The sequence below is a fragment of the Curtobacterium sp. NPDC090223 genome (assembly GCF_044746585.1).
GTDB lineage: Bacteria > Actinomycetota > Actinomycetes > Actinomycetales > Microbacteriaceae > Curtobacterium.
Genome location: NZ_JBIVCN010000002.1, coordinates 185,150 through 212,090, shown reverse-complemented (window position 1 = coordinate 212,090; position 26,941 = coordinate 185,150). Strand labels below are relative to the sequence as shown.

The following is a 26,941-nucleotide window of genomic DNA, read 5'->3' as shown; positions in this document are numbered from 1 at the left end:
GCAAGGAAAGGACATAACGCATGGCGAACCTCCAGGGCGCTCCTGACTCTGCGGAGCAGCAGAAGACCGCCCTCGAGCAGTACGGCATCGACCTCACGGCGATCGCCCGCAGCGGCAAGCTCGACCCGGTGATCGGCCGCGACGCCGAGATCCGGCGCGTCAGCCAGGTGCTGACCCGTCGCACCAAGAACAACCCCGTGCTCATCGGCGAGCCCGGCGTCGGCAAGACCGCCGTCGTCGAGGGACTCGCGCAGCGCATCGTCGCCGGGGACGTCGCCGACTCGCTCAAGGACAAGCGGCTCGTGTCGCTCGACATCTCCGCGCTCATCGCCGGGGCGAAGTACCGCGGTGAGTTCGAAGAGCGGCTCAAGGCCGTGCTCAAGGAGATCAACGAGTCCGACGGCCAGGTGATCACCTTCATCGACGAGCTGCACACGCTCATGGGCGCCGGCGGCGGCGAGGGTTCCGTCGCGGCGTCGAACATGCTCAAGCCGATGCTCGCCCGTGGCGAGCTGCGGCTCATCGGCGCGACGACCCTCGACGAGTACCGCGAGTACATCGAGAAGGACGCCGCACTCGAGCGCCGCTTCCAGCAGGTCTACGTCGGGGAGCCCAGCGTCGAGGACGCCGTGGCGATCCTCCGCGGGCTCAAGGAGCGGTACGAGGCGCACCACAAGGTGACGATCAACGACAGCGCGCTCGTTGCGGCGGCGAGCCTGTCGAACCGGTACATCTCCGGTCGGCAGCTGCCGGACAAGGCGATCGACCTCATCGACGAAGCCGCCTCCCGCCTGCGCATGGAGATCGACTCCAGCCCGGTCGAGATCGACGAACTCAAGCGCAACGTCGACCGCCTCCGTGTCGAGGAGTTCGCGCTGAAGCAGGAGAAGGACGACGCCTCGAAGGCGCGCCTCGAGACCCTGCGGAACGAACTGCGCACCCGCGAGCAACGGCTCAGCGAACTCGAGGCGCGGTGGCAGGCCGAGCGGGCGTCCCTGAACCGCATCGGTGAGCTCAAGCAGCAGCTCGACGACCTCAACATGCGCAGCCAGCGCGCCCAGCGCGAAGCCGACTACGCCACGGTCTCCCGTCTGGAGTACGGCGAGAAGCCCCGCATCGAGGCCGAGCTGGCCGCCGCCGAGCAGGCCGAGTCGGCCGACCGGATGGTGAACGACAGCGTCACCGACGAGGACATCGCCGCCGTGATCGCGCAGTGGACCGGCATCCCACTCGGGCGCCTGCTGCAGGGTGAGACCGAGAAGCTCCTGCACCTCGAGAGCGAGCTCGGCCGCCGGATCATCGGGCAGCGCACCGCCGTCGGCACCGTGTCGGAAGCGGTCCGCCGCACCCGCGCGGGCATCTCCGACCCGGACCGCCCGACCGGTTCCTTCCTGTTCCTCGGGCCGACCGGTGTCGGCAAGACCGAGCTCGCGAAGGCGCTCGCCGAGTTCCTGTTCGACGACGAGAAGGCCCTCGTCCGCATCGACATGAGCGAGTACGGCGAGAAGCACTCGGTGTCCCGGCTGATCGGCGCCCCGCCCGGGTACGTCGGGTACGAGGCCGGTGGTCAGCTCACCGAGGCGGTCCGGCGTCGGCCCTACTCCGTGATCCTGCTCGACGAGATCGAGAAGGCGCACCCGGAGGTCTTCGACGTCCTGCTGCAGGTCCTCGACGACGGACGGCTCACGGACGGTCAGGGCCGGACGGTCGACTTCCGGAACACCATCCTGGTGCTGACGTCGAACCTCGGCTCCCAGTTCATGACCGACATGTCCCTGACGGACACCGAACGGGAAGACGCCGTGCGCGAGCTCGTGCAGCAGGCGTTCCGTCCCGAGTTCATCAACCGGCTCGACGACATCGTGGTGTTCCAGGCGCTGACCGCGGACGACCTCGGGCAGATCGTGTCGCTGTACGTGGACCGGCTCGCACGGCGTCTCACCGACCGCCGTCTCGAACTGGCGGTCACGCCGGAGGCCCGCGGATGGCTCGCCGAGCGCGGGTACGACCCGGTCTACGGTGCGCGTCCGCTCCGCCGGCTCATGCAGCGGCAGATCGACGACCGCCTGGCGCGGGCGATCCTGTCCGGTGACGTCCGGGACGGCGACACCGCCCGGGTGGACGTCGCCGCCGACGGCGACGGCCTGACGGTCGAGCCGTTCGAGCTGGCGGAGATCGTCGAGGAGTAGGCGACACGCGGACCTCGGTCCGGAGGCCCGGTGCTGGTTCCTGAGACCGGCACCGGGCCTCGCGGCCTAGCGTCCACGGCATGCCCGAGATCCGTGCGCTCCGCCGCATCACCGATTCCATCGAGGGCGCGAGCGTCCTCGACAAGGCCGTGGACTTCGACCGCAAGCTGGTCGACGCGGTCGCCGGACCCCGATCGCTCCGCCGCCTGCTGCACGGTGTCCCGTTCGGGCACCCGATCCACCCGCTGATGGTGCAGGTGCCGCTCGGTGCCTGGATCTCCGCGGCGGTGCTCGACCTGGTCGGCGGGAAGGGCAACGCGAAGGCCGCGAAGACCCTGGTCGGCGTGGGACTCGTGTCCTCCGGCAGCGCGAGCGTCGCCGGGTACGTGGACTGGTCCGAGCTCGACCGCGAACAGCTCCGCACCGGGTGGGTGCACCAGGCCGTCAACTGGGTGGGCATCTCGCTCTACGGGCTGTCCTGGCTGCAGCGGAAGCGCGGGAACCACGGCGCCGGCAAGCTCCTCGGGTTCGCCGGCCTGACCGTCGTGAGCGTGGGCGGGTACCTCGGCGGTCACCTGGCGTACCGGCAGCGCGCCGGTGTCAGCGACGCGGGCGAGGTGCCGTTCGACCGCTGACACACAGCTGACACACTGGTACATCACATTGAGTACCGGTGTGCGTGTACTCGTGGTGGACGACGAGATCCCCCTGGCCGACCTGATCGCCAAGGGCCTCACCCGGCAGGACATGGCCGTGGACGTGGCCTACCGCGGCGACCACGCGGACGAGCTGCTCGCGGTGAACGACTACGACGTCGTCGTGCTCGACCGCGACCTGCCCGGAGTCCACGGCGACGAGGTCGCTCGTCGGCTGGCGGCGCGTGGCAGCCTCACCCGCATCCTGATGCTCACCGCGGCGACGGCCCTGACGGACCGGGTGCACGGACTCGAGCTCGGCGCGGACGACTACCTGCCGAAGCCCTTCGAGTACCCCGAGCTCGTCGCGCGCGTGCGGGCACTCGGGCGGCGGGCCGTCGCCCCGGTCGCACCGGTGCTGGAACGGGACGGCATCGTCGTGGACACGAACCGGCGGGTGGCCACGCGGGACGGGCACCCGCTCGACCTGACCGCGAAGGAGCTCGGCGTGCTCGAGGTCCTGCTCCGGGCCGACGGCCGCATCGTGTCGGCCGAGGAGCTCCTCGAGAAGGTCTGGGACATGAACATCGACCCGTTCACCACGGCGGTGCGGGTGACGATGTCGAAGCTCCGGAAGAAACTCGGCGACCCGGATCCGATCCGGACGGTGCCCGGAGCGGGCTACGCGCTGTGAACCGGTCGCTCAGCATCCGGGCCCGGACGGCGCTCGTGTTCGCGGTGACGTCGATGGTGCTCACCGCGGCCGTGCTCGCCTTCGTGAACCTGGCGTCACAGCGGTCGTTCGCCGGGATCGACCCCGGCGCCGGCGGTCCGGTCGCCACCCCGCTGGACCCGGACGCGATCGTCACCCGCGGTCGCCTGTCGATCGTCGCCGAGGTCGCGACCCTGCAGTGGCAGTGGTCCGCCGTCGGCATCGTCGTGGCCGGCCTGCTCGCCGGCGCGCTGGGGTGGTTCGTGAGCCGGAGGATGCTCCGGCCGATCGACCGTATCACCGAGGCCACGACCCGGATCTCCGCGTCGAACCTGCACGAGCGGATCGCCCTCGGCGGCCCCGACGACGAGCTCAGGCGCTTGTCACGGACCATCGACGCGTTGCTCGAACGGCTCGAGGGCGCCTTCGAGAGCCAGCGCCGGTTCGTCGCGCAGGCGTCACACGAACTGCGGACCCCGCTCGCCGTGCAGCGGGCCGCGATCCAGATCGGGCTCCCGGACGACGCTTCCGCAGCGGAGGTCGCCGTCACGCGCGAGGAGCTCCTCGACCAGAACCGGCGCACCGAGCACCTCGTGGAGAGCCTGCTGGTCCTCGCCGAGGCGGAGCGGGGACTCGACGCGCGACGTGAGCCGCTCGACCTGGCGACGATCGCGGCGGAGGTGACCAGTGGGGTCGCGGATGCAGCACGCCTGGCGGACGTGACGGTGACCTGCGTGACCGACACCGAGCCTCCGGACCGTCCGGCTGCCGCCGTGACGGGCGAGCCGGTCCTGGTGCGGCAGCTCCTGGCGAACCTCGTCGACAACGCGGTGGAGTACAACGCCCCCGGCGGGTCCGTGCGCCTGCGCGTCGACGCGCTCGGCGTGACCGTCGAGAACACCGGCGCGGTCGTCCGGGAGGACGAGGTCTCGGCGCTGGCCGAGCCGTTCCGTCGCGGCCCGGACGGTGGCTCGCACCGGCACAGCGGTCTCGGTCTCTCGATCGTCGCGGCGATCGCACGGGCGCACGGGTGGCGTCTCGACCTCCGTGCGCGCCCCGAGGGTGGCCTGTGCGTGCGCGTCGGCGTCTCGCCGGGGTGACCGACGGGCTCACACCGGCGAAACACCGACCGTGATGGTCTGGTGACATGCAGAACATCACCGACCCCACCAGGACCACCAGGACCGCCCGACCACTGATCGCCCTCGCGGCAGCCGCGCTGCTGCTCCCCGGACTGCTCGCCGCGTGCTCCGCGGGCGAACCGGAGCGTGACGCGACGACCGCCGCCGGGACGGCGGAGAAGGGCTCGTCGCTCGCAGCGTGCATGCGCGACAAGGGGTACGACATGGCCGATCCCGACAGCGCCGAGGGCGAGGCGAAGCTCGGCGCGCCGGAGGGGGTCGACGCCGACGTGTACATGGCGGACCTCAAGGAGTGCCTCGGTGACGGTGCCGTCGGATCCGGTGAGGCGGCGAAGCCGATGGCGGGGAGCGAGGAACGGGCTCGTGCCGCGGCGGAGTGCATCCGGGCGGGCGGCTTCCCGGACTTCCCCGACGACGACGAGGGCAAGGCGCAGTACCGCCCCGTCGACCCGGACGCCTTCGACGACGTGGCCCGTGCCTGCGACGAGCAGGTCGCCACCGATGCCGAGACGGCCGCTCCGTGACCGGCATCGGCACCGGCCGCAGGAGGGCACTCGTCCTGGCCACGTGCGTGATCGCGGCGGTCGCGATCGGCGCGGGCAGCTGGGCGATCGTCGACGTGCAGCGCGGCGGGTCGGCTGCGGCGTCGTCGAACGACGACCGGAGCGTCCGTTCCGGGGCGACGGCGACCGTCACCAGGGGCGACCTCACCGACTCGAAGGTCTTCGCCGGCACCCTCGGCTACGGCACGACCGCGGGCGTCCCGGGCGCAGCGACGGGCACGCTCACCTGGCTGCCGAAGCCCGGCCAGGTCGTCCACCGGGACGAGTTCCTCTACGCGGTCGACGAGCGCGGCGTGCGGTCGATGTACGGCACGGTGCCGCTCTGGCGGACGCTCGAACGCGGACGCGAGGGCACCGACGTGCGGCAGCTCAACGACAACCTGGCGGAGCTCGGCTACGACGTCGCCAGGGACGACGTCTTCGGACCACGGACCCAGCGAGCCGTGGAGCGCTGGCAGCGGGACCGCGGCCACGAGGTGACCGGCGTGATCACGGCCGACGACGTGGCCTTCGTCGACGGTGCGGTCCGCGTCGCGTCGGTCGACGGACGACTCGGGCAGCCCGCAGCGGGCGACGTCGTGCAGGTGACGAGCACGGAGCGCGTCGTCACCGCGACGGTCTCCCAGCGCGACGCGGAACGTCTCGCCGTCGGCACGGCGGTCTCCGTCCGGGTGAACGGGGCCGGGGCGCCGATGCGTGGCGAGGTCGCGGACGTGCAGCCGGCAGCAGCCGACGACGCCAGCGGCAAGGTCGACGTGTCGGTGTCGTTCGAGGCCGGCGACCGGCGGCTGCCGGCAGCGGCATCGGCGCAGATCGACGCCGAGGGCAGCACCGAGCGGAACGTGCTCTCCGTCCCGGTGTCGGCACTCGTCGCGTCCGACCGGGGCGCCTACGCGGTCGACGTCGTCCGACGCGACGGCACGCGGAAGCGTGTCCCGGTGGAGCCGGGTTTCACGGCCGGGGGGCGCGTGGCCGTCACCGGCGACGTCGCCGAGGGTGACCGCGTGGTGGTGCCCGGATGAGCGCCGTCCTGGAACTGCGTGGTGTGACGAAGACCTACGGCGACGTGCACGCACTGCGCGGTGTGTCGCTCGACGTCGATCCCGGTGAACTCGTCGCCGTGGTCGGGCCGTCGGGATCGGGCAAGTCGACCATGCTCAACATCGTGGGCACGCTCGATCGACCGAGTTCCGGGTCGATCACGATCGCCGGGAACGACGTCGCCACGATGCCCGACGACGCGCTGTCCCGGCTGCGTGCCGAGCACATCGGCTTCGTCTTCCAGCACTTCCACCTGCAGGCCGGCGCAACCGCGACGGAGAACGTCGCCGACGGGCTGCTGTACACCGGCTCCGGCCGTCGGGATCGCCGTCAGCGCGCGGTCGCGGCACTCGACCGGGTCGGCCTCGGCCACCGGGTGGACCACCGGCCGAACCAGCTCTCCGGTGGCGAGAAGCAGCGGGTCGCGATCGCGCGGGCCATCGTGAGCGAACCGACGATCCTGCTCGCCGACGAGCCGACCGGCGCGCTCGACAGCGTCTCCGGATCGGCCGTCCTCGAGCTCCTCCGCGAACTCAACGACGGCGGGACGACGGTGATCGTCATCACCCACGACCTGGACCTCGCCGCGTCCCTGCCACGACGGGTCCGGATGCGGGACGGGGCCGTCGAGCACAACAGTGCTCCTCGGGGCAGCGGTCCGCGCGGCGACGCGCTCGCCGTCCGGGGCGCCCGGTGAGCGCCCGCGGCGGACTCGCCGCCGCCGACCTGGTGCGACTGGGTGTGTTCGGGCTCCGGACCCGTCCGGGGCGCGTCGTGCTGTCCGCGCTCGGCATCGCGATCGGCATCGCCGCGATGATCGCCGTCGTCGGGATCTCGTCGTCGAGCAAGGCGAAGCTCGACCAGGTGCTCGACGCCCTCGGCACGAACGTGCTCACGGTCACGAAGGCGCAGGGGTTCGGGGAGAACCCGCCGCTCCCGTCGACCGCGCTCGACTCCGTCGTGCGCCAGGACGACGTCCGGGCAGCCGCCGCGGTCGGCACCGTCCCCGGCGGGAACGTGTACCGGAACCCCTACGTGCCGGAGGCGGAGACCAAGGGCATCGGGGCCGCGGCGGTGTGGGGTGACGTCCCCTCGGTCCTCGGTGGGGCGGTCCGCTCCGGGAGCTGGGTCGCCGACGCGTCCGATGCGCCACCGCAGGCGGTGCTCGGTGCGGCCGCGGCGGACCCCCTGGGGATCGACGAGGTCCGGCCGGACACCCGGGTCTGGATCGGCGGGCAGTGGGTGCAGGTCGTCGGGATCCTCGCGCCGATCGCGCTCGCCGAGGACCTGGACCACCGCGTGTTCGTCCCGCGGGGGTTCGCCGAGCAGCTCGGGTTCGACGGCGACCCGACGGCCGTCTACACCCGGGTGGACCCGGAGCGCGTCGAAGCGGCGCGGGACCTCCTCGCCCGGGCGATCCGACCGGGTGCACCGCAGGACGTCGGCGTGACCCGGCCGTCGGACGCGCTGGCGGCGAAGGACGCGACCGACGACTCGTTCACCGGGCTGCTCGTCGGCATCGGCGGGGTGGCCCTGCTGGTCGGCGGGATCGGCGTCGCGAACACGATGGTGATCACGGTGCTGGAGCGTCGTGCGGAGGTGGGCGTCCGACGCGCGCTCGGTGCGAGGCGCCGGAACATCCGGGACCAGTTCCTCGTCGAGTCGCTCCTGCTGTCGTTGCTCGGTGGTGTCGCCGGCGTCGCGATCGGGGTCGCCGTGACCATCGCCTTCGCGCTCGGTCAGGGGTGGCCGGTCGCGATACCGGTCTGGGCCGTCCTCGGCGGACTCGGAGCGACGGTCGTCATCGGTGGCGTGTCCGGGCTGTACCCGGCGGCGCGCGCAGCGCGCATCCCGCCCACCAGCGCGCTGGCTGCGGTCTGAGCGCCACGCGTCGGGTCCTGGACAGGAGGCCCGGTGCCGGTCTGCGAGACCGGCACCGGGCCTCCTGTCGGTTGCGTCGGCTGCCACGAGGCGGACCGGAGAGCATGCCTGGTCATGACCAGTTCGTCAAGGCTTGTTCCTGATCTGTTCGGCATCCGTGATCCCCCGGAAACACGCGGATCGAAAGTCTCCACAGGGACCGATCCAACGGTTGACAAGGTGCCTCCGAAGGTCTTCTATTGCGAATACGCAACGTCCTTTCATAAAGGTCGGACCAAGGGAGTCAACGTGACACGCACGCGATTCGCCGCACTCGGTGTGCTCGGCCTGGCGGCCGCGCTCGCCCTCACCGGGTGCTCCGCCGGAAGCAACGGAGCTTCCGACAGCGGGACGAAGTCCATCGGTACACCCGATGGCAAGGGCAAGACCATCACCGTCTGGATGATGAACGGCGACCTCAGCGACAAGGTGCTCAGCGCCGCCGAGCAGCAGTTCACCAAGGCCACCGGCGCGAAGGTGAAGGTGCAGCTCCAGCAGTGGGACGGCATCACCACGAAGCTGACCACCGCGCTCGCGCAGAAGGACGCCCCGGACGTCGTCGACCTCGGCAACACGCAGGTGCCCGTGTACGCGGCGACCGGCGGGCTGATGGACCTGACGCCGTACGAGAAGGAACTCAAGGGCGGCCAGACCTGGCTGTCCGGGCTCGAGGGCCCGGCAACGGTCGACAGCAAGCTCTACGGTGCTCCGCTGTTCGCCGGCAACCGCGCCGTCGTCTACAACAAGAAGGTCTGGGCGGACGCCGGTGTCACCTCGGCACCGACCACCTACGACGAGCTCACCGCGGACCTCGACAAGGTCAAGGCGAAGAACCCCGCCAGTGACTTCTCCGCGTTCTACATGCCCGGCCAGTACTGGTACGGCGGCCTGCAGTGGGTCTGGGACGCCGGTGGGCAGATCGCGACGGAGAAGGGCGGCAAGTGGACGGGCACGCTCGACTCCACGGACGCCGTGCAGGGCCTGACCGCCTGGAAGGACTTCCAGAACGCGTACTCGGCGAAGTCGACGCAGGACATCAACACCGACAAGCCCTCGCAGAGCGACGTCTTCGCGCAGGGCAACACCTCGGCGTTCCTCGGGTCCGCGTGGGAGATCGGCTCGGTGACCACCGCGAAGCCGGAGCTCAAGGACCAGATCGGCACCTTCCCGATGCCGTCCGCGTCGGGCAGCGGCACGCAGCCGGTGTTCCTCGGCGGCTCGGACCTCGGCATCCCCGCCAAGGCGGCGAACCAGGACCTGGCGCTGTACTACCTGAAGATCCTGACCTCGAAGCAGTTCCAGCAGGACCAGGTGTTCGGCGTGGACGGTTGGGAACCGAACTCGACGCAGCTGCTGAGGTCCGTCGCCGGTGACGTCGACGAGCTCCACAAGCCGTACTTCGAGGCCGCCTCCACCAGCCGTCCGACCCCGGCGACCCCGGGCTGGGCGACCATCGAGGGCGACGCGAGCTTCCAGTCGATGTTCGCGGACGTCGCGACCGGCCGGAAGTCGCCGAAGGAGTCCGCCACGGACTTCTCGAAGCACCTCACCTCGGCGCTCAACGCGAGTCTGTAGTCGATGACGTCCACCGCTGACACGGCGACCGGTTCGGCTGCGGCCGGGCCGGTCGCCGGCGCGGGGCAGCCGCCCGTGGCCGGCCAGGTCCCCCGACCCGGCCGGCCCGGGCGGGCCGGGCGTCCGCCCCGCCCGCGTCGCCGCACCGTCGGGACGTCCCGTGCGCCGCTCGTGCTCCTCGCGCCGGCCGCCGTCATCCTGCTCGCCCTCGTCGTCTACCCGCTGGTGCGGCTGGTCGTCATCTCGTTCCAGGAGTACGGCCTCCGCGCGATCTTCACCGGTCAGGCGGGCTTCGCCGGGTTCTCGAACTACACGAACGTCCTGACCGACGCCAGCTTCTGGCCGGTCATCCTGCGCACGATCGTCGTCACCGCGTCGATGGTGCTCGGCACGCTGGTGATCGGCATGGCGGTGTCGCAGCTGCTCACCCGGCTCGGCGTCGTGATGCGCACGGTCGTCAGCGTGGTGCTCGTGCTCGCCTGGGCGATGCCGAACGTCGCGTCCAGCCTGGTGTGGCAGTGGCTGTTCCAGCCGTTCTACGGCGTGCTGAACTGGCTGATCACCTCGGTGCGGGTGTTCGGCGACCACACGCAGGACAACTGGGCGTCGCACCCGGGGCAGGCGTACACGATCGTGCTCACGCTCGTGATCTGGCAGGCGGTGCCCTTCGTGGCGCTGACGCTCTACGCGGCGCAGTCCCAGATCGCGCCCGAGTACTACGAGGCCGGGGCGCTCGACGGCGCCTCCACGTGGGCGATGTACCGCTCGATCACGTTGCCGGCGCTCGCTCCCACGCTCCTCCTGGTGACGATCCTGTCGGTGATCTGGGACTTCAACGTCTTCAACCAGATCTGGCTGCTCACCAGGGGCGGCCCCGAGGACACCACGCTGACACTCGGCATCTGGACCTTCGTGAAGTCGTTCGTGTCGAACGCCTACGGACAGGGCGCGGCGATCGCGGTCATCTCGACGGCGATCCTCGGCGTGCTCACCAGCTACTACATCCGCCGGCTCATCCGGAGCGGGGAGGAAGACCTGTGACGACTCCTGCTGTCCGTCCGTCCGCGGCGACGCCCGTACGCCAGCGCAAGCGCAAGCCGCGGGTGCTCGCCAACACCCTGGCCGTGCTCTTGTGCCTGGTGTGGGTGTTCCCGATCTACTGGATGGTGAACACCGCGTTCAAGCCCGCGGACGAGGTCACGACGATGACCCCGATCTGGTTCCCGCTGCACCCCACGATCGAGAACTTCACCCGGGCGCTCACGCAAGAGGGCTTCCTGGTCTACCTCCGGAACTCGGCGATCGTCGTCGTGGCGGCCGTGCTGCTGTCGATCGTCGTCGGCTTCCTGGCGTCGGCGGCGCTCTCGCGCTTCCGCTTCCGGGGCCGCCGGGCGATCCTCGTGGGCATCCTGTTCGTGCAGATGATCCCGTCCGGGGCGCTGCTCATCCCGCTGTTCCTGTCGTTCCAGTCGCTCGGGCTGCTGAACAGCTACATCGGGCTGATCCTGGCGTACGTCGCGAGCGTGCTGCCGTTCTCGATCTGGGTGATGCGCGGGTTCTTCGTCGCGGTGCCGGTGGAGATCGAGGAAGCGGCGAAGACCGACGGCGCGGGGACCTTCCGCATCCTGTGGAGCGTGCTGTTCCCGCTCGTGATGCCGGGGGTGATCGCCACGAGCGTGTTCGCGTTCATCGCCGCGTGGAACGACTACCTCACCGCGTACGTGATGCTGAAGGACCAGGGGATGTACACGCTGCCCGTGTGGCTCGCCGGGTTCTCCACGAACAAGGGGACGGACTTCGGGGGGCTGATGGCGGCGAGTGTGCTGTTCAGCCTGCCGGTGGTCGTGTTCTTCCTCATCGTCCAGCGCCGTCTGGTGTCCGGCATGACGGCCGGCGCCGTGAAGGGGTAGCGCCGGGCGGCCGTGGGCCGCCGCCCCCGCCGAGATCGCACTTCGTGTCGCCTGCCTCCGGGGAGGACCGACACGGAGTGCGATCTCGGCGTGTGCGGGGCGTGTGCGGGCTTCTTCGTGTGTGTTGGTTCCGGGGTGGAACGGTTGCGAACGTGTGGGTTTGCGTCGTATCGTTCTCGAAACCAACGGGAACGAAGGAGTTCGGGCATGTACGCAACGGAGCGCCACGATGCGATCGCCGCGCAGCTGCACAGCGCCGGCCGGGTCTCCGTCGCCGACCTCGCCGAGCACTTCGACGTCACCACCGAGACCGTCCGCCGCGACCTCGACCAGCTCGAGTCCGCCGGGGTCCTGCGCCGCGTGCACGGGGGAGCGGTCCCCGTCGGGCGCTCCAGCGTCGTCGAGCTCAGCGTCGCCGAGCGCGAGGGGCAGCACGGCACCGCCAAGTCCGCGATCGCCCGCGCCGCGATGCGCCTGGTCCCGCCGACCTTCACCGGGTCGATCGCACTGGACGCCGGCACGACCTGCGCCGCCGTCGCCACCGAGCTCGCCGCATGGGAGCCGTCCGAGCCCGGCGCGACGATCACCGTCGTCACGAACTCCGTCCCGATCGCCGCGACACTGCAGCACAGCGCGCACGTCGAGCTGCACCTGCTCGGCGGACGGGTCCGCGGGGTCACGAGCGCCGCGGTCGGGACCGCCACCGTCGAGCAGATCGGCGCGCTCCGTCCGGACATCGCGTTCGTCGGGACGAACGGACTGTCGGCCGGCTTCGGGCTGAGCACCCCGGACGAGTACGAGGCCGCGGTGAAGGGCGCCTACGTCCTCGCCGCCCGTCGGAGCGTCGTGCTCGCCGATGCCGCCAAGCACGGGGTCGAAGCCCTGATGCGCTTCGCCCGGCTCGACGAGATCGACACGATCGTCACTGACCAGGAGCCGCCGGCGGACCTCGCCGGAGCGCTCGCCGACGCCGACGTCGAGGTGGTCGTCGCATGAGCGCGAGCACCAGCACCGGCACCGGCACGAGCACGCGCATCGTCACCGTCACGCCGAACCCCTCGCTCGACCGCACGATCGAGCTCGCCGGTGAGCTGCAGCGCGGGTCGGTCCAGCGCGCGACGCGCTCGACGGCCGAGCCCGGCGGCAAGGGCGTCAACGTCTCCCGGGTCGTCGTCGCCAGCGGTGGCGACACCGTGGCCGTCCTGCCCGGTGACGAGCTCGACCCCGTGCTGCTCGGCCTCGCGACCCGGGGGATCCCGACCGCCGCGCTGCCGATCGGCGCCCCGCTGCGCTCGAACGTCACCGTGACCGAGCCCACCGGCACCACCACGAAGCTCAACGAGCCCGGCCCGTCGCTCGCCGGCCGCCTCGAGGACCTCGCCGCCCTCGTCGCCGACGCCGCGGACGTGACCCCCACCGGACCCCGAGCCCGCTGGGTCGTCCTGGCCGGCTCGCTGCCGCCGGGCCTCCCCGACGACGCCCTCGCGGTCCTGGTCCGCGCCGTCCGTGCTCGCCACGGCGACGACGTGCGGATCGCGGTGGACTCCTCGGGCGTGCCGTTCACGGCGCTGCTGCAGTCCGGGGAACGCCTCGACCTCGTGAAGCCGAACGCCGAGGAGCTCGCCGAGATCGTCGGCGGGGACCCGGACGAGTACGAGCGCGACCACGAGCTCGCGGCGGCGGCGGCCGAGCGGCTCCGCGACCGCGGCGTCGAGACGGTCCTGCTCACCCTCGGCAGCGCCGGCGCCATCCTGATCGGGCCCGAGGGCTCGTTCTTCGCGGCGGCCCCGCGGATCACGGCCCGCTCGACGGTCGGCGCGGGGGACTCCGCGCTCGCCGGGTACCTGCTCGCCGAGGTCGCCGGATGCCCGCCGGCAGAGCGCCTCGCCCAGGCCGTCGCCACCGGGGCCGCAGCAGCGGCACTCCCCGGGAGCGACGTGCCCTCCCTCGACCAGACCGACCCGGACGCCGTCACCGTCGTCCGCCTCACCACGACCTCCACCCCCACTGCGTCACTGCAAAGGAGCACACCATGACCGCTGAGCGCACCGCGAGCCCGGGCCTCATCAGCGTCCCCCTCGTCGGCCTCGACGAGGACCTCGGGGCCACGTCCGCCGACGTCATCCGCGTCCTCGCCGACCGCGTCGCCGCCAGCGGCCGCGCGGCCTCTGGCGAGACCCTCGCCGCCGACGCCATCAAGCGCGAGGCCTCGGTCGGCACCGGTGTGCCCGGGGGCATCGCCATCCCGCACGCCCGTTCGGCGTCCGTCACCGAGCCGACGCTGGCGATGTCCCGCCTGGCCCGGAGGGTGCCGTTCGGCGCACCGGACGGCGACGCCGACCTGGTCTTCATGATCGCCGTGCCCGGGGGAGCGGACAAGGACCACCTCACGGTCCTCTCGACGCTCGCCCGGGCGCTCATCCGCGACGACTTCACCGCCGCGCTCCGTGCCGCCACCACCCAGCAGGAGATCGTCGACCTGGTCGACCGCGAGGTGACCGGCGAGGTCGCCGACGCAGGCGTGACGGGCGCGCCCCGGGCCTCCAGTCCGGCGGATCCCGCTGCCGACGGCGGACGCAAGGTCATCGTGGGCGTCACCGCCTGCCCGACCGGCATCGCGCACACCTACATGGCGGCCGACGCCCTGGTCGCAGCGGCCCAGCGGGCCGGCGCGGAGATGCACGTCGAGACGCAGGGGTCCTCGCAGGTCGAGCCCCTCGACCCGGCGCTCATCGCCCGCGCCGACGCCGTCGTGTTCGCGGTGGACGTCGACGTGCGCGACCGCTCCCGGTTCGCCGGCAAGCCGCTGGTGTCCGGCCCGGTCAAGCGCGGCGTGGACGAGCCCGACGCGATGATCGCCGAGGCGCTCCGGGCCAGCGAGGACCCGAACGCCGCCCGCGTCTCCGGCACCGTCGGCGAGACCGGCGAGAGCAGCGCGAAGAACGAGCACTTCGGCCAGTCGCTGAAGCGCTGGCTGCTCACCGGCGTCAGCTACATGATCCCGTTCGTCGCGGGCGGCGGTCTGCTCATCGCGCTCGGGTTCCTGCTCGCCGGGTACGGCATCGCGCTGACCCACGGCGACTCGGGCCAGAACAACGCCGTCTACACGCTGACGAACTACACGCTCCTGAACCTGCCGCCCGAGGGCCTTGCGTACTACCTCGGTGCCGCCGCGTTCCAGATCGGTGGCGTCTCCCTCGGCTTCCTGGTCGCGGCGCTCGCCGGGTACATCGCGTACGCCATGGCCGACCGCCCGGGCATCGCACCCGGGTTCGTCGCCGGGTCGATCGCCGTCTTCATGAACGCCGGGTTCCTCGGCGGTCTGGTCGGTGGCCTCATCGCCGGTGCGGCCGCGTACTGGATCGGGCGCATCCCGGTCTGGCGCTGGCTCCGCGGCCTGATGCCGGTCGTGATCATCCCGCTGTTCGCGTCGATCATCGCCTCGGGGCTGCTGCTCCTGGTGCTCGGCGGTCCGATCGCCTGGCTCATGACGCAGCTGACGGAGTTCCTCAACTCGCTGTCCGGTGCCTCCGCGATCCTGCTCGGGATCATCCTCGGCCTGATGATGGCGTTCGACCTCGGTGGTCCGGTGAACAAGGTGGCGTACGCGTTCGCCGTCGCCGGACTCGGTGCCGGGACCGCGACGAACGTGGTGCCGTTCGAGATCATGGCGGCCGTGATGGCTGCGGGCATGGTGCCGCCGCTGGCCCTGGCGCTCGCGTCGACCGTGCTCTACCGCAGCGGGTTCACGAAGCCCGAGCGTGAGAACGGCAAGGCCGCGTGGCTCCTCGGTGCGTCGTTCATCTCCGAGGGCGCGATCCCGTTCGCCGCGGCCGATCCGCTGCGGGTGATCCCGGCGTCGATGGTCGGTGCCGCGGTGACGGGTGCGATCTCGATGGCTGCCGGGGTCACTTCCCGGGCGCCGCACGGCGGGATCTTCGTGTTCTTCGCGATCGGGGACGTGGGGATGTTCATCGTCGCGATCCTGTCCGGCACGGTGGTGTCCGCGCTGGTGCTGGTCGCGCTGAAGAAGTGGGTGCGCCGGGCGCCGGCGGCGGATGCCGCTGCGGACGCGGCGGGCGTGCCGGCCGACGGCCGGGTGCCGGTCGCCGCGTAGCGGCGGGGCGCCGCGGCGGCGGGGCGGCGCGGCGCCGCTGCTGCGGCGTGACGCCTCCATGTCCGCGAGACGCCGCCGGATTCGGCGGCGTCTCGTGCCGTGTGCGGCGCCGCACGAGACGGGAGGCGCCACGAGCAGGCGACCCCAGGACGGACGGGAGGCACGGTGCCAGCTGGCACCGGGCCTCCCGTCCGTCCTGGGGTGGCCTGGGCTGGCGCCGCCTTCGCGCCGAGACGCCTCAGGGTGCCCGAGACACCGCCGGATTCGGCGGCGTCTCGCGGGGGCAGCGGCGTCTCGCGGGGGCGGCGGCGCCGCGCGCGCCCGCGGCGCCGCGCGCCCGCGCGCCGCGCCGCGCGCGCCGCGGCGCCGCGTCACGCGGCCAGCAGGAGCGGCGGCGCGTCGAGCGCCGAGGGCGCGAGCGGCGGCACGGAAGCGTGCGAGATCTTCGGGTGCACCGGGCGTCGCTCGGTCTCGTCGCAGCCGATGAGGTCCTCGTGCAGCTTCTCGCCCGGGCGGAGCCCCGAGAACACGATGTCCGACGTGCCACCCATCGCGGACACCATCCGTCGTGCGATGTCGAGGATGCGGACCGGCTGCCCCATGTCGAGCACCAGGACCTCGCCGGGCTGCGCGATCGCCGTCGCCTGGATGACCAGGTGGCACGCCTCGGGGATGGACATGAAGTACCGGGTGGCGTCGGGGTGCGTGACGGTGACGGGTCGTCCGGCGCGGATCAGGTCCGCGAAGAGGGGCAGCATCGACCCTCGGCTGCCGAGGACGTTCCCGAACCGGACGGACACGTAGGCGCGGCCTGTCGCCGCTGCCGTCCAGGCCGTCAGCCGCTCCGCCGTCCGCTTGGTGGCGCCGAGCACGCTCGTCGGGTTCGCTGCCTTGTCCGTGGAGATGTTCACGAGCGTCCCCACGCCGGCCTCTGCCGCGGCGGCCAGGACGTTCCGCGTGCCGAGCACGTTCGTCTTCCAGCCCTCGTCCGGGTACTGCTCGAGCATCGGGAGGTGCTTCAACGCCGCCGCGTGGAACACCACGTCGGGGCGCCGGTCGAGCATGACCTGCCGGATCGTCTCGGCGTCCCGGATGTCGGCGAGGACGACGTCCCTGGTGTCCAGCAGACCGTGGCCCGCCACGGCGACCTGTACGCGCTGCAGTGCGGTCTCGTCGCGGTCCAGCATGACGACCTCTGCCGGGTCGAAGCGCATCAGCTGCGTGCACAGCTCGCTGCCGATCGAGCCGCCGGCCCCGGTGACGAGCACCGACTGCCCCCGCACGAAGTCGACGCCGAACTCGGGCTCGTCGTGCCGGGGACGACTGCCCAGGAGCGACTCGATGTCGATGCCGTCGAGGGCGGGGCTGGACGCGGAGGACATGGCCCCGACCCTACGACACCGATACATCAGATGTCGAGCACTTCACTCCACGATGTTGGCGGTGACCGCGTCGATGTAGGCGGCTCGTTCCTCGCGCGAGTGCGGACGACCCGGCACACCCGGGCGCTCCTGCCACGGGAACGGTCCGGTGTCGTGGCGGTACTCGACACCCATCGCCTCGAGTCGGGCGAGGTGCTCCGCGAGCCGCCCGTGGAAGTCGGCGAGGTCGCGCGGCCCCGTGACGTCGGCGGACCAGAGCGCCTCCGACAGTGCGGCCACGCGGGGGAAGAGCTGGTAGTCGAGCTTCCGGACGGAGTCGACGTGCTCGCACCACATGTTGCCCTGGCCGCCGATGACGTGCGCCCGCTCGGCGTCCGTCAGGCCGCCGGGGACCGGGTCGAACCGGAAGACGTCGTCCACGGTGAGGACGATCGACACCGGGATCGGCTCGTTCGGCAGGTCGCTCTGGCGGTAGTCGAGGTACACCTGGTCGTCCGGCGAGGAGATCACGTCGTGTCCCCGCTTCGCCGCGGTGGTGGCACCGCGGAGGCCGCGCCACGAGACGACGGTCGCGGACTCGGAGAGGGTCCCGCCCTCGAGGATCTCGTCCCAGCCGAACGCCCGACGGCCCTGCGACTCGATGTGTGCCGCGAGCTGCCCGATGATCCAGGCCTGCAGCTGTTCCTCGTCTGCCAGGCCGAGCTCCCGGATGCGCTCCTGCGTGCGGGCGTCGCCCTCCCACTGGACCTTCGGGCACTCGTCGCCGCCGACGCCGATGTACGCCGACGGGAAGAGCGCGATGACCTCGTCGAGGACGTCCTTGAAGAAGTCGATCGTGGTGTCCTCGGCGTTCAGGACGTCGTCGGCGATGCCCCACTCCGTCCAGACCTCCACCGGCTGCTCCGGCGTGACGCCGAGCTCCGGGTACGCGGCCAGCGCGGCGCGCACGTGTCCGGGGCTCTCGATCTCCGGCACGACCGTGACGAACCGGTCCGCGGCGTACGCGACGATCTCCCGGATGTCGTCCTGCGTGTAGTAGCCGCCGTGCGGACGGCCGTCGAAGCCCTGCGGACGGAGCACCCCGTCGGCGTCGGCGACGTGGGCACCGACCTGGGACTCGCGCCGCCACGACCCGACCTCGGTGAGGCGCGGGTGCTTCCGGATCTCGATCCGCCAGCCCTGGTCGTCGGTGAGGTGGAAGTGCATCGTGTTGATGCGGTGCGCGGCGAGCTGGTCGATCACGCGGAGCACCTCGGCCTTCGTGCGGAAGTGCCGGACGACGTCGAGCATCACGCCGCGCCACGCGAAGGCGGGCGCGTCCTCGACCTGCTGGGCGGGCACGGTCCACGGCCCGGCGTCGACCCGGCCCTTCCGGTACACGTCCGCCGGCAGCAGCTGGAGCAGGGCCTGCACGCCGTAGAAGACCCCGGCTGCGCCGCCCCCGACGACCTCGACGCCGTCGGTCGTCACCGTGAGCCGGAACGACTCCGCGACGGAACCAGCCGGACCGGCCGGGAGGTCCTCGGCGCCGACCCGCAGCGCGATGGTGTCGGGTCCGGCGGACTCGGCGTCGCGCACGGGCAGCCCGGTCGACCCCCGCAGGGTCTGCTGCAGGTACAGTCGGACCGACTCGCTGGCGTCGTCTGCGGCGATGCGGGTCGTCGGGGTGATCTCGAACGAGCCGACACCGGGTGTAGACAGGCGCGGGCGGGGGATGAGCATGTCGGCGTCCACCATTCCTCAATGATCTTTCGTAATGTGGAGGCTATGGCTGTGAGCGAGACCCTGTCAACGATCCCGAGCGGGGTCGTGGGAAGCTCGCCCGGCACGCTCAGGCTGATCAACTCCCGGGCGATCCTGGACGAGCTGTTCCGTGGCGACGGCGCGTCCGCCACCGAGACCTTCACCGTCACCGAGCTCGCCCGGCTGGTGGGGCTCTCCCGGCCGACCGTCGAGGCGTCCCTCGCCGACCTCGTCGCCGAGGGCTGGGTGCAGGAGGCCGAGGCGATCGCGACCCCGAACAAGGCCGGTCGCCGGGCGAAGCGGTTCCGTGCCGATGCCGCCGCCGGGTCGGTCCTCGGGGTCGCCCTCGGCCTGCACGGCATCGTCGGGGTGCTCGCGGACCTCCGCGGCGAACAGATCGCGCGGGTCGACGAGGTCTACCCGAACCTCGCCTCGGCGGACCAGGCCTGGGCGAGCGTGCAGGACGTCGTCGCCCGCCTGACCTCGACGCCGGGCGCCGGCGGGCTCCTCGCGGCCACCTTCGGCGTCCCGGCCGTCGTCGACCGGGACGGCTCGATCGACTACACGATCGCGGTGCCCGAGTGGGTCGAGGGCCGCATGCCCGGCCGCATCCAGGACCTCTTCCCGACGGCGACGACGTTCTTCGACAACGACGCCAAGCTCGCCGCCGCCGCGGAGACGATGTGGGGGTCGTTCCGTGGCGTGCGCGACGCGCTCTACCTGGTGATGGGCCGGCAGATCGGCGCTGCGTTCCTGGTCGACGGTGTGCTCGCCCGCGGTGCGCGCGGCGCAGCGGGTGAGGTGGGCGGCCTGGCATCGACGGGCTGGCCCGGCGCACCAGCCCGCCTGGAGGCCCGGATCCCGTCCGGCGCGGACCTCGAGTCCGTCATGGTGTCGGCCGGGCAGGGCGACGCGGCCGCCGCGGACATCGTCCGGTCGCTCGCGGCGGACGTCGCGACCGGCGTCGCGCAGCTCGTCGCGACGATCGACCCGGAGGTCGTGGTCGTCGGGGGCGAGGTCACGCCCGCCGCCGAGGTGTTCTGCGCCGCGCTCGCCGAGGCGGTCGGACCGCAGCTGCGCCACCCGGTCACGATCGTGCCGTCGACGCTCGGCCGGGACGCGGTGGCACGAGGGGCGCTCGCGCGCTCCCTGACCCACGTGCGCGCGACGCACATGGGGCTCGGCGGCTGATCCCCAGCACGCTCTGCGGAGTCTGTCAGGCCGCTCAGGGAACATGACCGGATGACGACTGCCCTCGCTGCCGCCGCCGCACCCGCCGACACGGAGATGGGCGGCCTGTCGGGGATGGTCCTCCGGCTCATCGACGCACTGGGCGAGTGGGGCGTCGCGCTGATGCTCTTCGTCGAGACGGTGTTCCCGCCGATCCCGTCCGAGGTGATCCTGCCGCTCGCGGGCTTCCTCGCCGGCGCCGGCCGGATGAACCTGGTGCTCGTGCTCGTCCTCGCCACCCTCGGCTCCTACGTCGGGGCGCTGGTGCTGTACTGGCTCGGTCGGGTGATCGGGTTCGACCGGACGGTCCGGTGGCTCGGGAAGCTCCCGCTCGTCGACGAGGACGACTTCCGCACGGCCGCCGCGTGGTTCCACCGCCACGGGCGCAGCGCCGTGCTCTTCGGGCGCCTGGTGCCGATCGTCCGGAGCCTGATCTCGCTGCCCGCCGGCGCGGACCGGATGAACCTCGCGTCGTTCTCGCTCTTCACGATCATCGGGTCCGGGGTGTGGAACAGCCTGCTCGTCCTCGGCGGGGCGGCACTCGGCACGCAGTACGAGCGGATCGAGGGCTACACCGAGTGGATCGACCGCGGGATGTACGCGGCCATCGCCGGCGTGCTGGTCGTCTTCGTGGTCCGGCGGGTCCGCAGGGCCCGGGCGGCGAAGGCCGAGCGGGCACGGACCGGCGTCACGCCTTCGTGAGTGCCGACTCCTTGTGCGCTGCGCGCTTGCCGGACTTCTCCGACTCGACGATCCAGTACGGGTCGTCGTCGGTCGGCTTGAACGTCTGACCGTCGAACTCGAAGTCGCTCGTGCGCTTCTGCACGAGTGTGCCGGTCGTCGTCCCCTGCGAGGTGTTCCAGTGCACCTCGTCGCCCTTCGTCAGTGCCATGAGTCATCCTCTCCGGGTGATGTGGGCAGAGCCTAAACCCCGATACATCCGCATGAACACAGGGATGTACCCCTGATCACGAAGCCATAACACCCGCGCTTTCGCCCTCGCGAACGCGTACCGTACTGGATGAGTCACCGCGCGAGCAACCTTCGCATCTCCTGGCTCCCGACGGAACGACACGCACGATGACCCTGGTCGACAACCCACGGACCGAGACGGTGCTCTCGGGCCGGTACCGGCTGTCCCGGCTCATCGGCACCGGCGGGATGGGCTCGGTCTACGAAGCCCGGGACGAACACACCTACCGGCTCGTCGCCGTGAAGCTCTTCGCGACCCCACAGGCGATGACCACCGCCGACCGGGTGCGGCAGGAACGCGAGATCCGGCTGCTCAGCATGCTCTCGCACCCGGGGCTGATCCCGCTGTACGACGCCGGCACGCACGACTTCTCCGACGGTCCGCACCGGTACATCGTGATGGAGCTGATCGCCGACACGACCCTGCTCCGTCGTCTGGCCGAGGGCGCGCTGCACAACTACGAGGCGGCGGACCTCGGGGCGCAGCTCGCCGACGCCCTGGCGTACGTGCACTCCCGCGGGATCGTGCACCGGGACGTGAAGCCGGCGAACATCCTGATCAGCGACCACGGGTCGTCCGGGTTCGCCCGCACCGTGAAGCTGACCGACTTCGGCGTCGCGCACTTCGTCGACGGATCCCGGCTCACCAACGACGGCACCATCATCGGGACCGCCGCCTACCTCAGCCCCGAGCAGGTCGCCGGGGAACCGATCAGCTACGCGACCGACGTGTACTCGCTCGGCCTGGTGCTGCTCGAGGCGCTCACCGGCAAGCAGGAGTACTCCGGCACCCTGGTCGAGGCCGCGCTGGCACGGCTGCGCCGGAGCCCGGAGATCCCGGACGCCGTCGGCCCGGACTGGCGGGACCTGCTGCTGCGGATGACCGACCGCGACCCGTCTCGACGGCCGACCGCGGTCGCCGTCGCCCGAGCGCTCCGCGGCGGGTCCACCCAGATCACCGGCCCGGTGCCGCTCGGCCCGCAGCGGGTGGCGCACAAGCGCGACCACCGCATGCACCGTGCGGCGCACCGGCACGCCAAGCGCGGCACGTTCGTGGCCGTGCGGCGGTGGCGCCGACGGAACATCCTCACCGGGTCGTTCGCGGCGGCGGGCGTCCTGCTGGCCTGTGCACTGAGCTACGTCGCCGGCACACTGCACTGATCGCGCCGGGCGGACGCGGCCGTCGGTCCGGTCGGGCAGGATGGAACGCATGAGCACCGACCAGCGCTGGATCAAGATCTGCGGACTGTCGACGCCGGACACCGTCGACGCCGCCATCGACGCGGGCGCCGACGCGGTCGGGTTCGTCTTCGCCGCGGGCAGCCCCCGGACCGTCACGGCCGACCTCGCGAAGGAGCTCGTCGAGCGCGTGCCAGAGGGCATCGACGCGGTCGGGGTGTTCCGCGACCAGGAGATCGACGAGGTCGTGGGCATCGCCTCGGCCGTCGGGCTGACCACGCTGCAGCTGCACGGCGGCGAGTCCGCGACCGACTTCGCCCGCGCGCGGGACGCCGGCTTCTTCACCATCCGAGCCGTCGCCGCCGAGGACTACCTGCGCGAGACGCCGGAGCAGCGCGGGTCCTACGACCACGACCTGCTGCTGCTCGACGCGGCCGTGCCCGGCAGTGGCCGCCTGATCGACCCCGCGGTGATGGCCGACGGCATCGACGAGGCCTGGATCCTCGCGGGCGGGCTCACCCCGGCGAACGTCGTCGCGGCGGTCGAGCGCCTCGACCCGGACGGCGTCGACGTGTCGAGCGGTGTCGAGTCCGAGCCCGGCGTCAAGGACGCGGCGAAGATCCGGGCGTTCGTGGAGGCGGTCCGCAGCATCGGCTGACGGACCCGCACCGGGCCTCCTGTCCGGGTGCGGGGCGACCGTCAGGCGGACGCGTGCCCGAGTGTCGGGATCAGCCCCGTGAGGAACGCGTCGGTGTCCTCCCAGCCCGCCACCGCGTGGCACGGGACGCCGAGCGCCTTGACCGGGTAGTCGTTGCCCTCGGGGTCGAGCCGGTCGCCGACGAACAGCATGTCGTCGAGCGCGATGCCGGTGAGCTCCGCGAGGCGCTGCATGCCGTACGCCTTGTCGATGCCCTTGCGGGTGATGTCGACGCTCGTCGAGCCGCCGGAGCGCACCTCGAGGTCGGGCAGCTCCGCCTGGACGCGACGGCGCAGGTCGTCCTTCTTCGCGCCGGTCGGGTCCCACGCCTTCTTGGCGTCCACCGGGGCGGCCTGGCCGAGGGCGGAGAACGTGATCTGCGAGCCACGGTCCTCGAGGATCGGGCCCCAGGTCTCGGACTCCCAGTAGCCGGCGGCCTTCGCCTGCGCCTCGACGACGGCGAGCGCGCGGCCCTTCTGGTCGTCGGTGAGGTCCTCGGCGTACTGCAGCGCCCAGTCGTCGCCGGCCCAGCGGTAGTAGCGCGTGCCGCAGGTGGGCAGCAGGTGCAGGTCGTCCAGGGTGAGGCCGTCGCGGTGCCGGAGCGGGGTCACGAGCTGCGCCTCGAACTGCTCGAAGTTGCCGCCGGAGATGACCGCGACCGGGACGACCTCGAGCAGGGCGGCGAAGGTCTCGAGCATGCGGGGATCGAGCGAGGACTTCGACGGGGCGAGGGTGTCGTCCAGATCGAAGGCGACGAGGCGGGGTGCGGTCATGTCCCCGATTCTGTCAGGCGGTTGCTCGGAGACCCCGACCGCCCGCACGGCTTCACGCGATGTGTGCGGGAACCCGGTCGCGCGCGTAGGTGATGTCCGTGTACCCGTGCGGCGCCGGGTTGCCGTCGGCGTCGAGGTTGACGAACACCACCTCGTCGATCGTCAGGATGCTGCGGTGGGTGAAGAGGTTCCGCGCCTCGGCGCGCATCGTCAGGGACGTGCGGCCGAAGCGCGTGGCCACGAGGCCGATCTCGACGATGTCGCCCTGCTTCGCGGAGGAGACGAACTCGATCTCCGACATGTACTTCGTCACGACTCCGCCGTTGCCGAGCTGGATGATCGCGTACACGGCGGCTTCCTCGTCGATCCAGCGGAGGAGGCTGCCGCCGAAGAGGGTCCCGTTGGCGTTGAGGTCCTCGGGGCGCACCCACTTGCGGGTGTAGAAGTTCATCTCGGGTCCGCCGTGCTGCTGCTCCATGTCACGACATTCTACGCGTGCGCCTTGACGAGCTACTCCTTGACGAGGACGACCTCGTCGAGTGCGATCCGGGAGCGCGGAGCGACCTCGCGCTCTGCGGCCTTCTCGTCGAGCTGCGACGGGTCCGCGACGGTGCCGATGGCGGTCACCGTGAACGGGACGAAGCGCTCCGGCAGGTCGAACGCGGCGGCGAGGCCGGCGGCGTCGATGCCCGCCATCTGGTGCACGTGCAGGCCCTCGGCGTGCGCCTGCACCGTCAGCGCGGCGATGGCCTGGCCGAGGTCGTACTCGGCGAAGCGGCGGACGTCGCCCTCTTCCGACTGCGTCTCGAGGACGCCGACGACGAGCGCGCTCGCGCGGAAGGCCCAGCCGGCGTTGAAGCCGATGAGGTTGTCGTTGATCTTCCGGAAGGTCTCGGTGCCGCGGCGACCCGCGATGAACCGACGCGGCTGGAAGTTGTTCGCCGACGCTGCCCAGCGAGCCGCTTCGAGCACGGCGTCCAGCTGGTCGTCGGAGACCGTCGCGGTCTCGTCGTAGGAGCGCGGGCTCCAGCGCTCCTCGAGGAGGGGGACGAGGGGCTGGCTCGAGTCGGTCGAACGGGTGAGCGTCGTGGCGTTGGTCATGATGCCGTCAACGCTATTCGATGCGTTCGCATTTCCGTCCTGAACGACGTCACATGTCGCGCACTCCTGACAGGATGGGTCCGATGGGTGGCGTACTGATCGGCTTCGCGATCATCGGCGCGATCATCGCGGCCGGGTACGTCGTCGGCCGCGCCGGGCTCCTCGGGCCGCACGCCCAGTTCGTGATGAGCCGGCTCGCGTTCTTCGTGCTGATGCCGTGTCTGCTGTTCCACACCATCGCCACGGCGGACATCGCGTCCCTGGTCTCGCCGATGCTCTGGGTGTCGCTGCTCAGCGCCGTCCTGGTGGCGGTCGGCACGGCGCTCGTGTTCGCCCTGGTGCTGCGGCGCTCCGTGACGGTGACGACGGTCGGCGCCCTCGCCGCCAGCTACGTCAACGCGAACAACATCGGGCTGCCGGTCGCGGTGTACGTCCTGGGGCAGGCCACCGCGGTCGTGCCGGTGATCCTGCTGCAGCTGGTGGTGATGGCACCGATCGCGCTGACGATCCTGGACGCTGCGACCGCGTCGGGCGGTGGGTGGCGGCGCCGGGTGCTCGGACCGGTCACGAACCCGCTCATCATCGCGTCGCTGCTCGGACTCCTGTGCTCCGCCCTGCACGTGCAGCTGCCGGACCCGGTGCTCGAGCCGTTCGCGCTCGTGGGGGCGGCGGCGGTGCCGGTCGTGCTGCTCTCCTTCGGCATGAGCCTGCACGGCTCGGCGCCGCTGCGGGACCCGTCGATCCGGACGGACGTCATCGTGGCGTCGTCGATCAAGCTCGTGGTGATGCCGGCCGTGGCGTTCGTGCTCGCGCGGTTCGTGTTCGGGCTCGACGAGCAGCAGGTGTTCGTGCTGACGACGCTCGGGGCGCTGCCGGCAGCGCAGAACGTGTTCAACTACGCCCAGCGGTACGACGCCGCGGTGCCCGTGGCGCGGGACGTGGTGCTCATCTCGACGCTCGGCGCGGTGCCGGTCCTGGTCGCGATCGCCGCGTTGCTGCACCCGTAGCGCGCGGGGGCGCAGGGCGCGGGCGGCCGTGAGATCGCCTTCGTGTCAGATGCGGCCGCCGCGAGGCGACACGGAGTGCGATCTCGGCGGGGTCTGGACGTGCGCGGGACGCGGCGGGACGTGCGCGGGGTCGGCGCCCGGCTCAGAAGATCATCGGGCGGTCGTCGTCGAGCGACGTCTCGAGGTCGAGGTCCACCGCCACCGGGACGTGGTCGCTCGGGGCGTCGCCCTTGCGCTCGTCGCGGTGGATCGTCGCGCCGGTCACCACGTCCGCGAAGCCCTGCGAGCCCATCACGAAGTCGATGCGCATGCCCTCGCCCCGGGGGAACCGCAGCTGCTTGTAGTCCCAGTAGGTGTACCCGGTCGGCACGAGCGGCCGGACGACGTCCTGCAGCCCGCGCTCCTCGAACGCCCGGAACGCCGCACGCTCGGGCTCGGTCACGTGCGTGTGCCCCTCGAAGACGCGCACGTCCCAGACGTCCTCGTCCAGGGGCGCCACGTTCCAGTCACCCATCAGTGCGAGCTTGAGCGACGGGTCCGCGGCCAGCCACTCCGACGTCCGGTCGGCCAGCTGCGCGAGCCAGTCGAGCTTGTACGTGTAGTGCGGGTCCCCGACCTCACGACCGTTCGGCACGTAGAGGCTCCAGAGCCGGACGTCCTCGACGGTGACGCCGATGGCGCGGGCCTCGACCGGCAGGTCCGGTCCCTCGTGGCCCTTGAGGAACCCGGGCTGCCCCGGGAAGTCCCTGGTGACGTCCTCCATCGGCAGGCGGCTGGCGAACGCGACGCCGTTCCACTGGTTCAGGCCGTGCGCCTCGACGTGGTACCCGGCCGCCTCGAACGCCTCGACCGGGAACTGCTCGGGCTTGCACTTGATCTCCTGCATGCCGAGGACGTCGACGTCCTCGCGGACGAGCCAGTCGACGACCCGGCCGACCCGGGTGCGGACGGAGTTGACGTTCCATGTCGCGACGCGCATGGGATCGAACCTACCGGTCGGTGCTCCGGACGGCTTCCGGGCTGATGGTGTTGCCTGGTGTCAGCAGACAGTGC

At 71.6% G+C, this 26,941-nt stretch carries 26 protein-coding genes; 19 read left to right on the top strand and 7 right to left on the bottom strand.

Annotation, left to right across the window (positions count from 1 at the left end):
• Positions 1–20: 20 nt before the first annotated feature.
• The 14 genes from ACIPJY_RS05605 to ACIPJY_RS05540 all read left to right on the top strand — a co-directional run bounded on the left by ACIPJY_RS05605 (position 21) and on the right by ACIPJY_RS05540 (position 15,804).
• Complete coding sequence (locus tag ACIPJY_RS05605; protein ID WP_400463468.1) at positions 21–2,189, top strand: ATP-dependent Clp protease ATP-binding subunit; 2,169 nt, start codon at positions 21–23, stop codon at positions 2,187–2,189.
• A gap of 80 nt (positions 2,190–2,269) precedes the next feature.
• Entirely contained in the window at positions 2,270–2,824 is a 555-nt protein-coding gene (locus tag ACIPJY_RS05600) for a DUF2231 domain-containing protein (protein ID WP_400463465.1), read from the top strand.
• 40 nt (positions 2,825–2,864) lie between these two features.
• A complete protein-coding gene (locus ACIPJY_RS05595) occupies positions 2,865–3,518 on the top strand; it encodes a response regulator transcription factor (protein WP_400463462.1) in 654 nt (217 codons plus the stop codon).
• Positions 3,515–4,636 (top strand): sensor histidine kinase, encoded by a 1,122-nt coding sequence (locus tag ACIPJY_RS05590; RefSeq protein WP_400463460.1) that lies wholly within the window; start codon positions 3,515–3,517, stop codon positions 4,634–4,636. The genes ACIPJY_RS05595 and ACIPJY_RS05590 overlap by 4 nt, the downstream gene beginning before the upstream one ends.
• Positions 4,637–4,683: 47 nt before the next feature.
• A complete protein-coding gene (locus tag ACIPJY_RS05585) occupies positions 4,684–5,202 on the top strand; it encodes a hypothetical protein (RefSeq protein ID WP_400463457.1) in 519 nt (172 codons plus the stop codon).
• Positions 5,199–6,263, top strand: a complete 1,065-nt coding sequence (locus ACIPJY_RS05580) for an efflux RND transporter periplasmic adaptor subunit (protein WP_400463454.1) — start codon at positions 5,199–5,201, stop codon at positions 6,261–6,263. The genes ACIPJY_RS05585 and ACIPJY_RS05580 overlap by 4 nt, the downstream gene beginning before the upstream one ends.
• Positions 6,260–6,979 (top strand): ABC transporter ATP-binding protein, encoded by a 720-nt coding sequence (locus ACIPJY_RS05575; protein WP_400463451.1) that lies wholly within the window; start codon positions 6,260–6,262, stop codon positions 6,977–6,979. The genes ACIPJY_RS05580 and ACIPJY_RS05575 overlap by 4 nt, the downstream gene beginning before the upstream one ends.
• Positions 6,976–8,163 (top strand): ABC transporter permease, encoded by a 1,188-nt coding sequence (locus ACIPJY_RS05570; protein ID WP_400463448.1) that lies wholly within the window; start codon positions 6,976–6,978, stop codon positions 8,161–8,163. Before ACIPJY_RS05575 ends, ACIPJY_RS05570 begins: the two co-directional genes overlap by 4 nt.
• A 288-nt stretch (positions 8,164–8,451) precedes the next feature.
• Positions 8,452–9,777, top strand: coding sequence for a sugar ABC transporter substrate-binding protein (locus ACIPJY_RS05565; protein ID WP_400463446.1), 1,326 nt, complete (start codon positions 8,452–8,454; stop codon positions 9,775–9,777).
• 3 nt (positions 9,778–9,780) lie between these two features.
• On the top strand, positions 9,781–10,818 hold the full coding sequence (locus ACIPJY_RS05560; protein WP_400463443.1) for a carbohydrate ABC transporter permease: 1,038 nt from the start codon (positions 9,781–9,783) through the stop codon (positions 10,816–10,818).
• The gene (locus ACIPJY_RS05555) at positions 10,815–11,687 is read left to right on the top strand and encodes a carbohydrate ABC transporter permease (protein WP_400463440.1); all 873 of its coding nucleotides are present in this window, start codon (positions 10,815–10,817) and stop codon (positions 11,685–11,687) included. Before ACIPJY_RS05560 ends, ACIPJY_RS05555 begins: the two co-directional genes overlap by 4 nt.
• A 207-nt stretch (positions 11,688–11,894) precedes the next feature.
• Positions 11,895–12,683, top strand: a complete 789-nt coding sequence (locus ACIPJY_RS05550; protein WP_400463437.1) for a DeoR/GlpR family DNA-binding transcription regulator — start codon at positions 11,895–11,897, stop codon at positions 12,681–12,683.
• On the top strand, positions 12,680–13,723 hold the full coding sequence (locus ACIPJY_RS05545) for a 1-phosphofructokinase family hexose kinase (protein WP_400463434.1): 1,044 nt from the start codon (positions 12,680–12,682) through the stop codon (positions 13,721–13,723). The genes ACIPJY_RS05550 and ACIPJY_RS05545 overlap by 4 nt, the downstream gene beginning before the upstream one ends.
• Positions 13,720–15,804: a fructose-specific PTS transporter subunit EIIC gene (locus ACIPJY_RS05540; protein ID WP_400463431.1), complete on the top strand. Its 2,085-nt coding sequence runs from the start codon at positions 13,720–13,722 to the stop codon at positions 15,802–15,804. The genes ACIPJY_RS05545 and ACIPJY_RS05540 overlap by 4 nt, the downstream gene beginning before the upstream one ends.
• 371 nt (positions 15,805–16,175) lie before the next feature.
• Here ACIPJY_RS05540 and ACIPJY_RS05535 read toward each other — a convergent pair whose 3' ends face one another.
• Positions 16,176–17,186 carry a UDP-N-acetylglucosamine 4,6-dehydratase family protein gene (locus tag ACIPJY_RS05535; RefSeq protein ID WP_400463428.1) on the bottom strand — a complete coding sequence of 337 codons (1,011 nt, stop codon included), beginning with the start codon at positions 17,184–17,186 and terminating at the stop codon, positions 16,176–16,178.
• A gap of 42 nt (positions 17,187–17,228) precedes the next feature.
• Positions 17,229–18,923 carry a beta-N-acetylhexosaminidase gene (locus ACIPJY_RS05530; protein ID WP_400463425.1) on the bottom strand — a complete coding sequence of 565 codons (1,695 nt, stop codon included), beginning with the start codon at positions 18,921–18,923 and terminating at the stop codon, positions 17,229–17,231.
• A 36-nt stretch (positions 18,924–18,959) separates the two neighbouring features.
• On the opposite strand from ACIPJY_RS05530, the gene ACIPJY_RS05525 reads away from it, so the two are divergent.
• Both ACIPJY_RS05525 and ACIPJY_RS05520 read left to right on the top strand, forming a co-directional pair.
• Positions 18,960–20,120: an ROK family transcriptional regulator gene (locus tag ACIPJY_RS05525; RefSeq protein ID WP_400463422.1), complete on the top strand. Its 1,161-nt coding sequence runs from the start codon at positions 18,960–18,962 to the stop codon at positions 20,118–20,120.
• Positions 20,121–20,171: 51 nt separating this feature from the next.
• A complete protein-coding gene (locus ACIPJY_RS05520) occupies positions 20,172–20,861 on the top strand; it encodes a DedA family protein (RefSeq protein WP_400463419.1) in 690 nt (229 codons plus the stop codon).
• On the opposite strand, the gene ACIPJY_RS05515 is transcribed toward ACIPJY_RS05520, so the two are convergent.
• Positions 20,848–21,051, bottom strand: coding sequence for a DUF2945 domain-containing protein (locus ACIPJY_RS05515; RefSeq protein WP_400463416.1), 204 nt, complete (start codon positions 21,049–21,051; stop codon positions 20,848–20,850). The two genes, ACIPJY_RS05520 and ACIPJY_RS05515, sit on opposite strands and share 14 nt — an antisense overlap.
• 188 nt (positions 21,052–21,239) lie before the next feature.
• Here ACIPJY_RS05515 and ACIPJY_RS05510 point away from each other — a divergent pair, with 188 nt between their 5' ends.
• Complete coding sequence (locus tag ACIPJY_RS05510) at positions 21,240–22,292, top strand: serine/threonine-protein kinase (RefSeq protein ID WP_400463414.1); 1,053 nt, start codon at positions 21,240–21,242, stop codon at positions 22,290–22,292.
• Positions 22,293–22,341: 49 nt separating this feature from the next.
• Positions 22,342–22,968 carry a phosphoribosylanthranilate isomerase gene (locus ACIPJY_RS05505; protein ID WP_400463411.1) on the top strand — a complete coding sequence of 209 codons (627 nt, stop codon included), beginning with the start codon at positions 22,342–22,344 and terminating at the stop codon, positions 22,966–22,968.
• Between the two features lie 41 nt (positions 22,969–23,009).
• Here ACIPJY_RS05505 and ACIPJY_RS05500 read toward each other — a convergent pair whose 3' ends face one another.
• From ACIPJY_RS05500 to ACIPJY_RS05490, 3 genes are read right to left on the bottom strand one after another with little or no spacing between them, the layout of a single operon-like run.
• A complete protein-coding gene (locus tag ACIPJY_RS05500; protein ID WP_400463408.1) occupies positions 23,010–23,780 on the bottom strand; it encodes an HAD-IIB family hydrolase in 771 nt (256 codons plus the stop codon).
• Positions 23,781–23,832: 52 nt separating this feature from the next.
• Positions 23,833–24,258 carry an acyl-CoA thioesterase gene (locus ACIPJY_RS05495; RefSeq protein ID WP_400463405.1) on the bottom strand — a complete coding sequence of 142 codons (426 nt, stop codon included), beginning with the start codon at positions 24,256–24,258 and terminating at the stop codon, positions 23,833–23,835.
• Between the two features lie 32 nt (positions 24,259–24,290).
• On the bottom strand, positions 24,291–24,881 hold the full coding sequence (locus tag ACIPJY_RS05490) for a nitroreductase family protein (RefSeq protein ID WP_400463402.1): 591 nt from the start codon (positions 24,879–24,881) through the stop codon (positions 24,291–24,293).
• Between the two features lie 83 nt (positions 24,882–24,964).
• Between ACIPJY_RS05490 and ACIPJY_RS05485 the strand changes: the two genes are divergently transcribed.
• Positions 24,965–25,888 (top strand): AEC family transporter, encoded by a 924-nt coding sequence (locus tag ACIPJY_RS05485; RefSeq protein ID WP_400463399.1) that lies wholly within the window; start codon positions 24,965–24,967, stop codon positions 25,886–25,888.
• A 142-nt stretch (positions 25,889–26,030) separates the two neighbouring features.
• On the opposite strand, the gene ACIPJY_RS05480 is transcribed toward ACIPJY_RS05485, so the two are convergent.
• Complete coding sequence (locus ACIPJY_RS05480) at positions 26,031–26,867, bottom strand: exodeoxyribonuclease III (protein ID WP_400463396.1); 837 nt, start codon at positions 26,865–26,867, stop codon at positions 26,031–26,033.
• Between the last annotated feature and the right edge of the window lie 74 nt (positions 26,868–26,941).

Bases quoted from the DNA above. Each gene is read 5' to 3' on its own strand.
- ACIPJY_RS05530 (WP_400463425.1), bottom strand. From the start codon at position 18,923: ATGGTGGACGCCGACATGCTCATCCCCCGCCCGCGCCTGTCTACACCC.
- ACIPJY_RS05605 (WP_400463468.1), top strand. From the start codon at position 21: ATGGCGAACCTCCAGGGCGCTCCTGACTCTGCGGAGCAGCAGAAGACC.
- ACIPJY_RS05480 (WP_400463396.1), bottom strand. From the start codon at position 26,867: ATGCGCGTCGCGACATGGAACGTCAACTCCGTCCGCACCCGGGTCGGC.
- ACIPJY_RS05510 (WP_400463414.1), top strand. From the start codon at position 21,240: ATGACCCTGGTCGACAACCCACGGACCGAGACGGTGCTCTCGGGCCGG.
- ACIPJY_RS05500 (WP_400463408.1), bottom strand. From the start codon at position 23,780: ATGACCGCACCCCGCCTCGTCGCCTTCGATCTGGACGACACCCTCGCC.
- ACIPJY_RS05505 (WP_400463411.1), top strand. From the start codon at position 22,342: ATGAGCACCGACCAGCGCTGGATCAAGATCTGCGGACTGTCGACGCCG.
- ACIPJY_RS05520 (WP_400463419.1), top strand. From the start codon at position 20,172: ATGACGACTGCCCTCGCTGCCGCCGCCGCACCCGCCGACACGGAGATG.
- ACIPJY_RS05515 (WP_400463416.1), bottom strand. From the start codon at position 21,051: ATGGCACTGACGAAGGGCGACGAGGTGCACTGGAACACCTCGCAGGGG.
- ACIPJY_RS05490 (WP_400463402.1), bottom strand. From the start codon at position 24,881: ATGACCAACGCCACGACGCTCACCCGTTCGACCGACTCGAGCCAGCCC.
- ACIPJY_RS05550 (WP_400463437.1), top strand. From the start codon at position 11,895: ATGTACGCAACGGAGCGCCACGATGCGATCGCCGCGCAGCTGCACAGC.
- ACIPJY_RS05495 (WP_400463405.1), bottom strand. From the start codon at position 24,258: ATGGAGCAGCAGCACGGCGGACCCGAGATGAACTTCTACACCCGCAAG.
- ACIPJY_RS05540 (WP_400463431.1), top strand. From the start codon at position 13,720: ATGACCGCTGAGCGCACCGCGAGCCCGGGCCTCATCAGCGTCCCCCTC.
- ACIPJY_RS05535 (WP_400463428.1), bottom strand. From the start codon at position 17,186: ATGTCCTCCGCGTCCAGCCCCGCCCTCGACGGCATCGACATCGAGTCG.
- ACIPJY_RS05600 (WP_400463465.1), top strand. From the start codon at position 2,270: ATGCCCGAGATCCGTGCGCTCCGCCGCATCACCGATTCCATCGAGGGC.
- ACIPJY_RS05485 (WP_400463399.1), top strand. From the start codon at position 24,965: ATGGGTGGCGTACTGATCGGCTTCGCGATCATCGGCGCGATCATCGCG.
- ACIPJY_RS05560 (WP_400463443.1), top strand. From the start codon at position 9,781: ATGACGTCCACCGCTGACACGGCGACCGGTTCGGCTGCGGCCGGGCCG.
- ACIPJY_RS05575 (WP_400463451.1), top strand. From the start codon at position 6,260: ATGAGCGCCGTCCTGGAACTGCGTGGTGTGACGAAGACCTACGGCGAC.
- ACIPJY_RS05545 (WP_400463434.1), top strand. From the start codon at position 12,680: ATGAGCGCGAGCACCAGCACCGGCACCGGCACGAGCACGCGCATCGTC.
- ACIPJY_RS05585 (WP_400463457.1), top strand. From the start codon at position 4,684: ATGCAGAACATCACCGACCCCACCAGGACCACCAGGACCGCCCGACCA.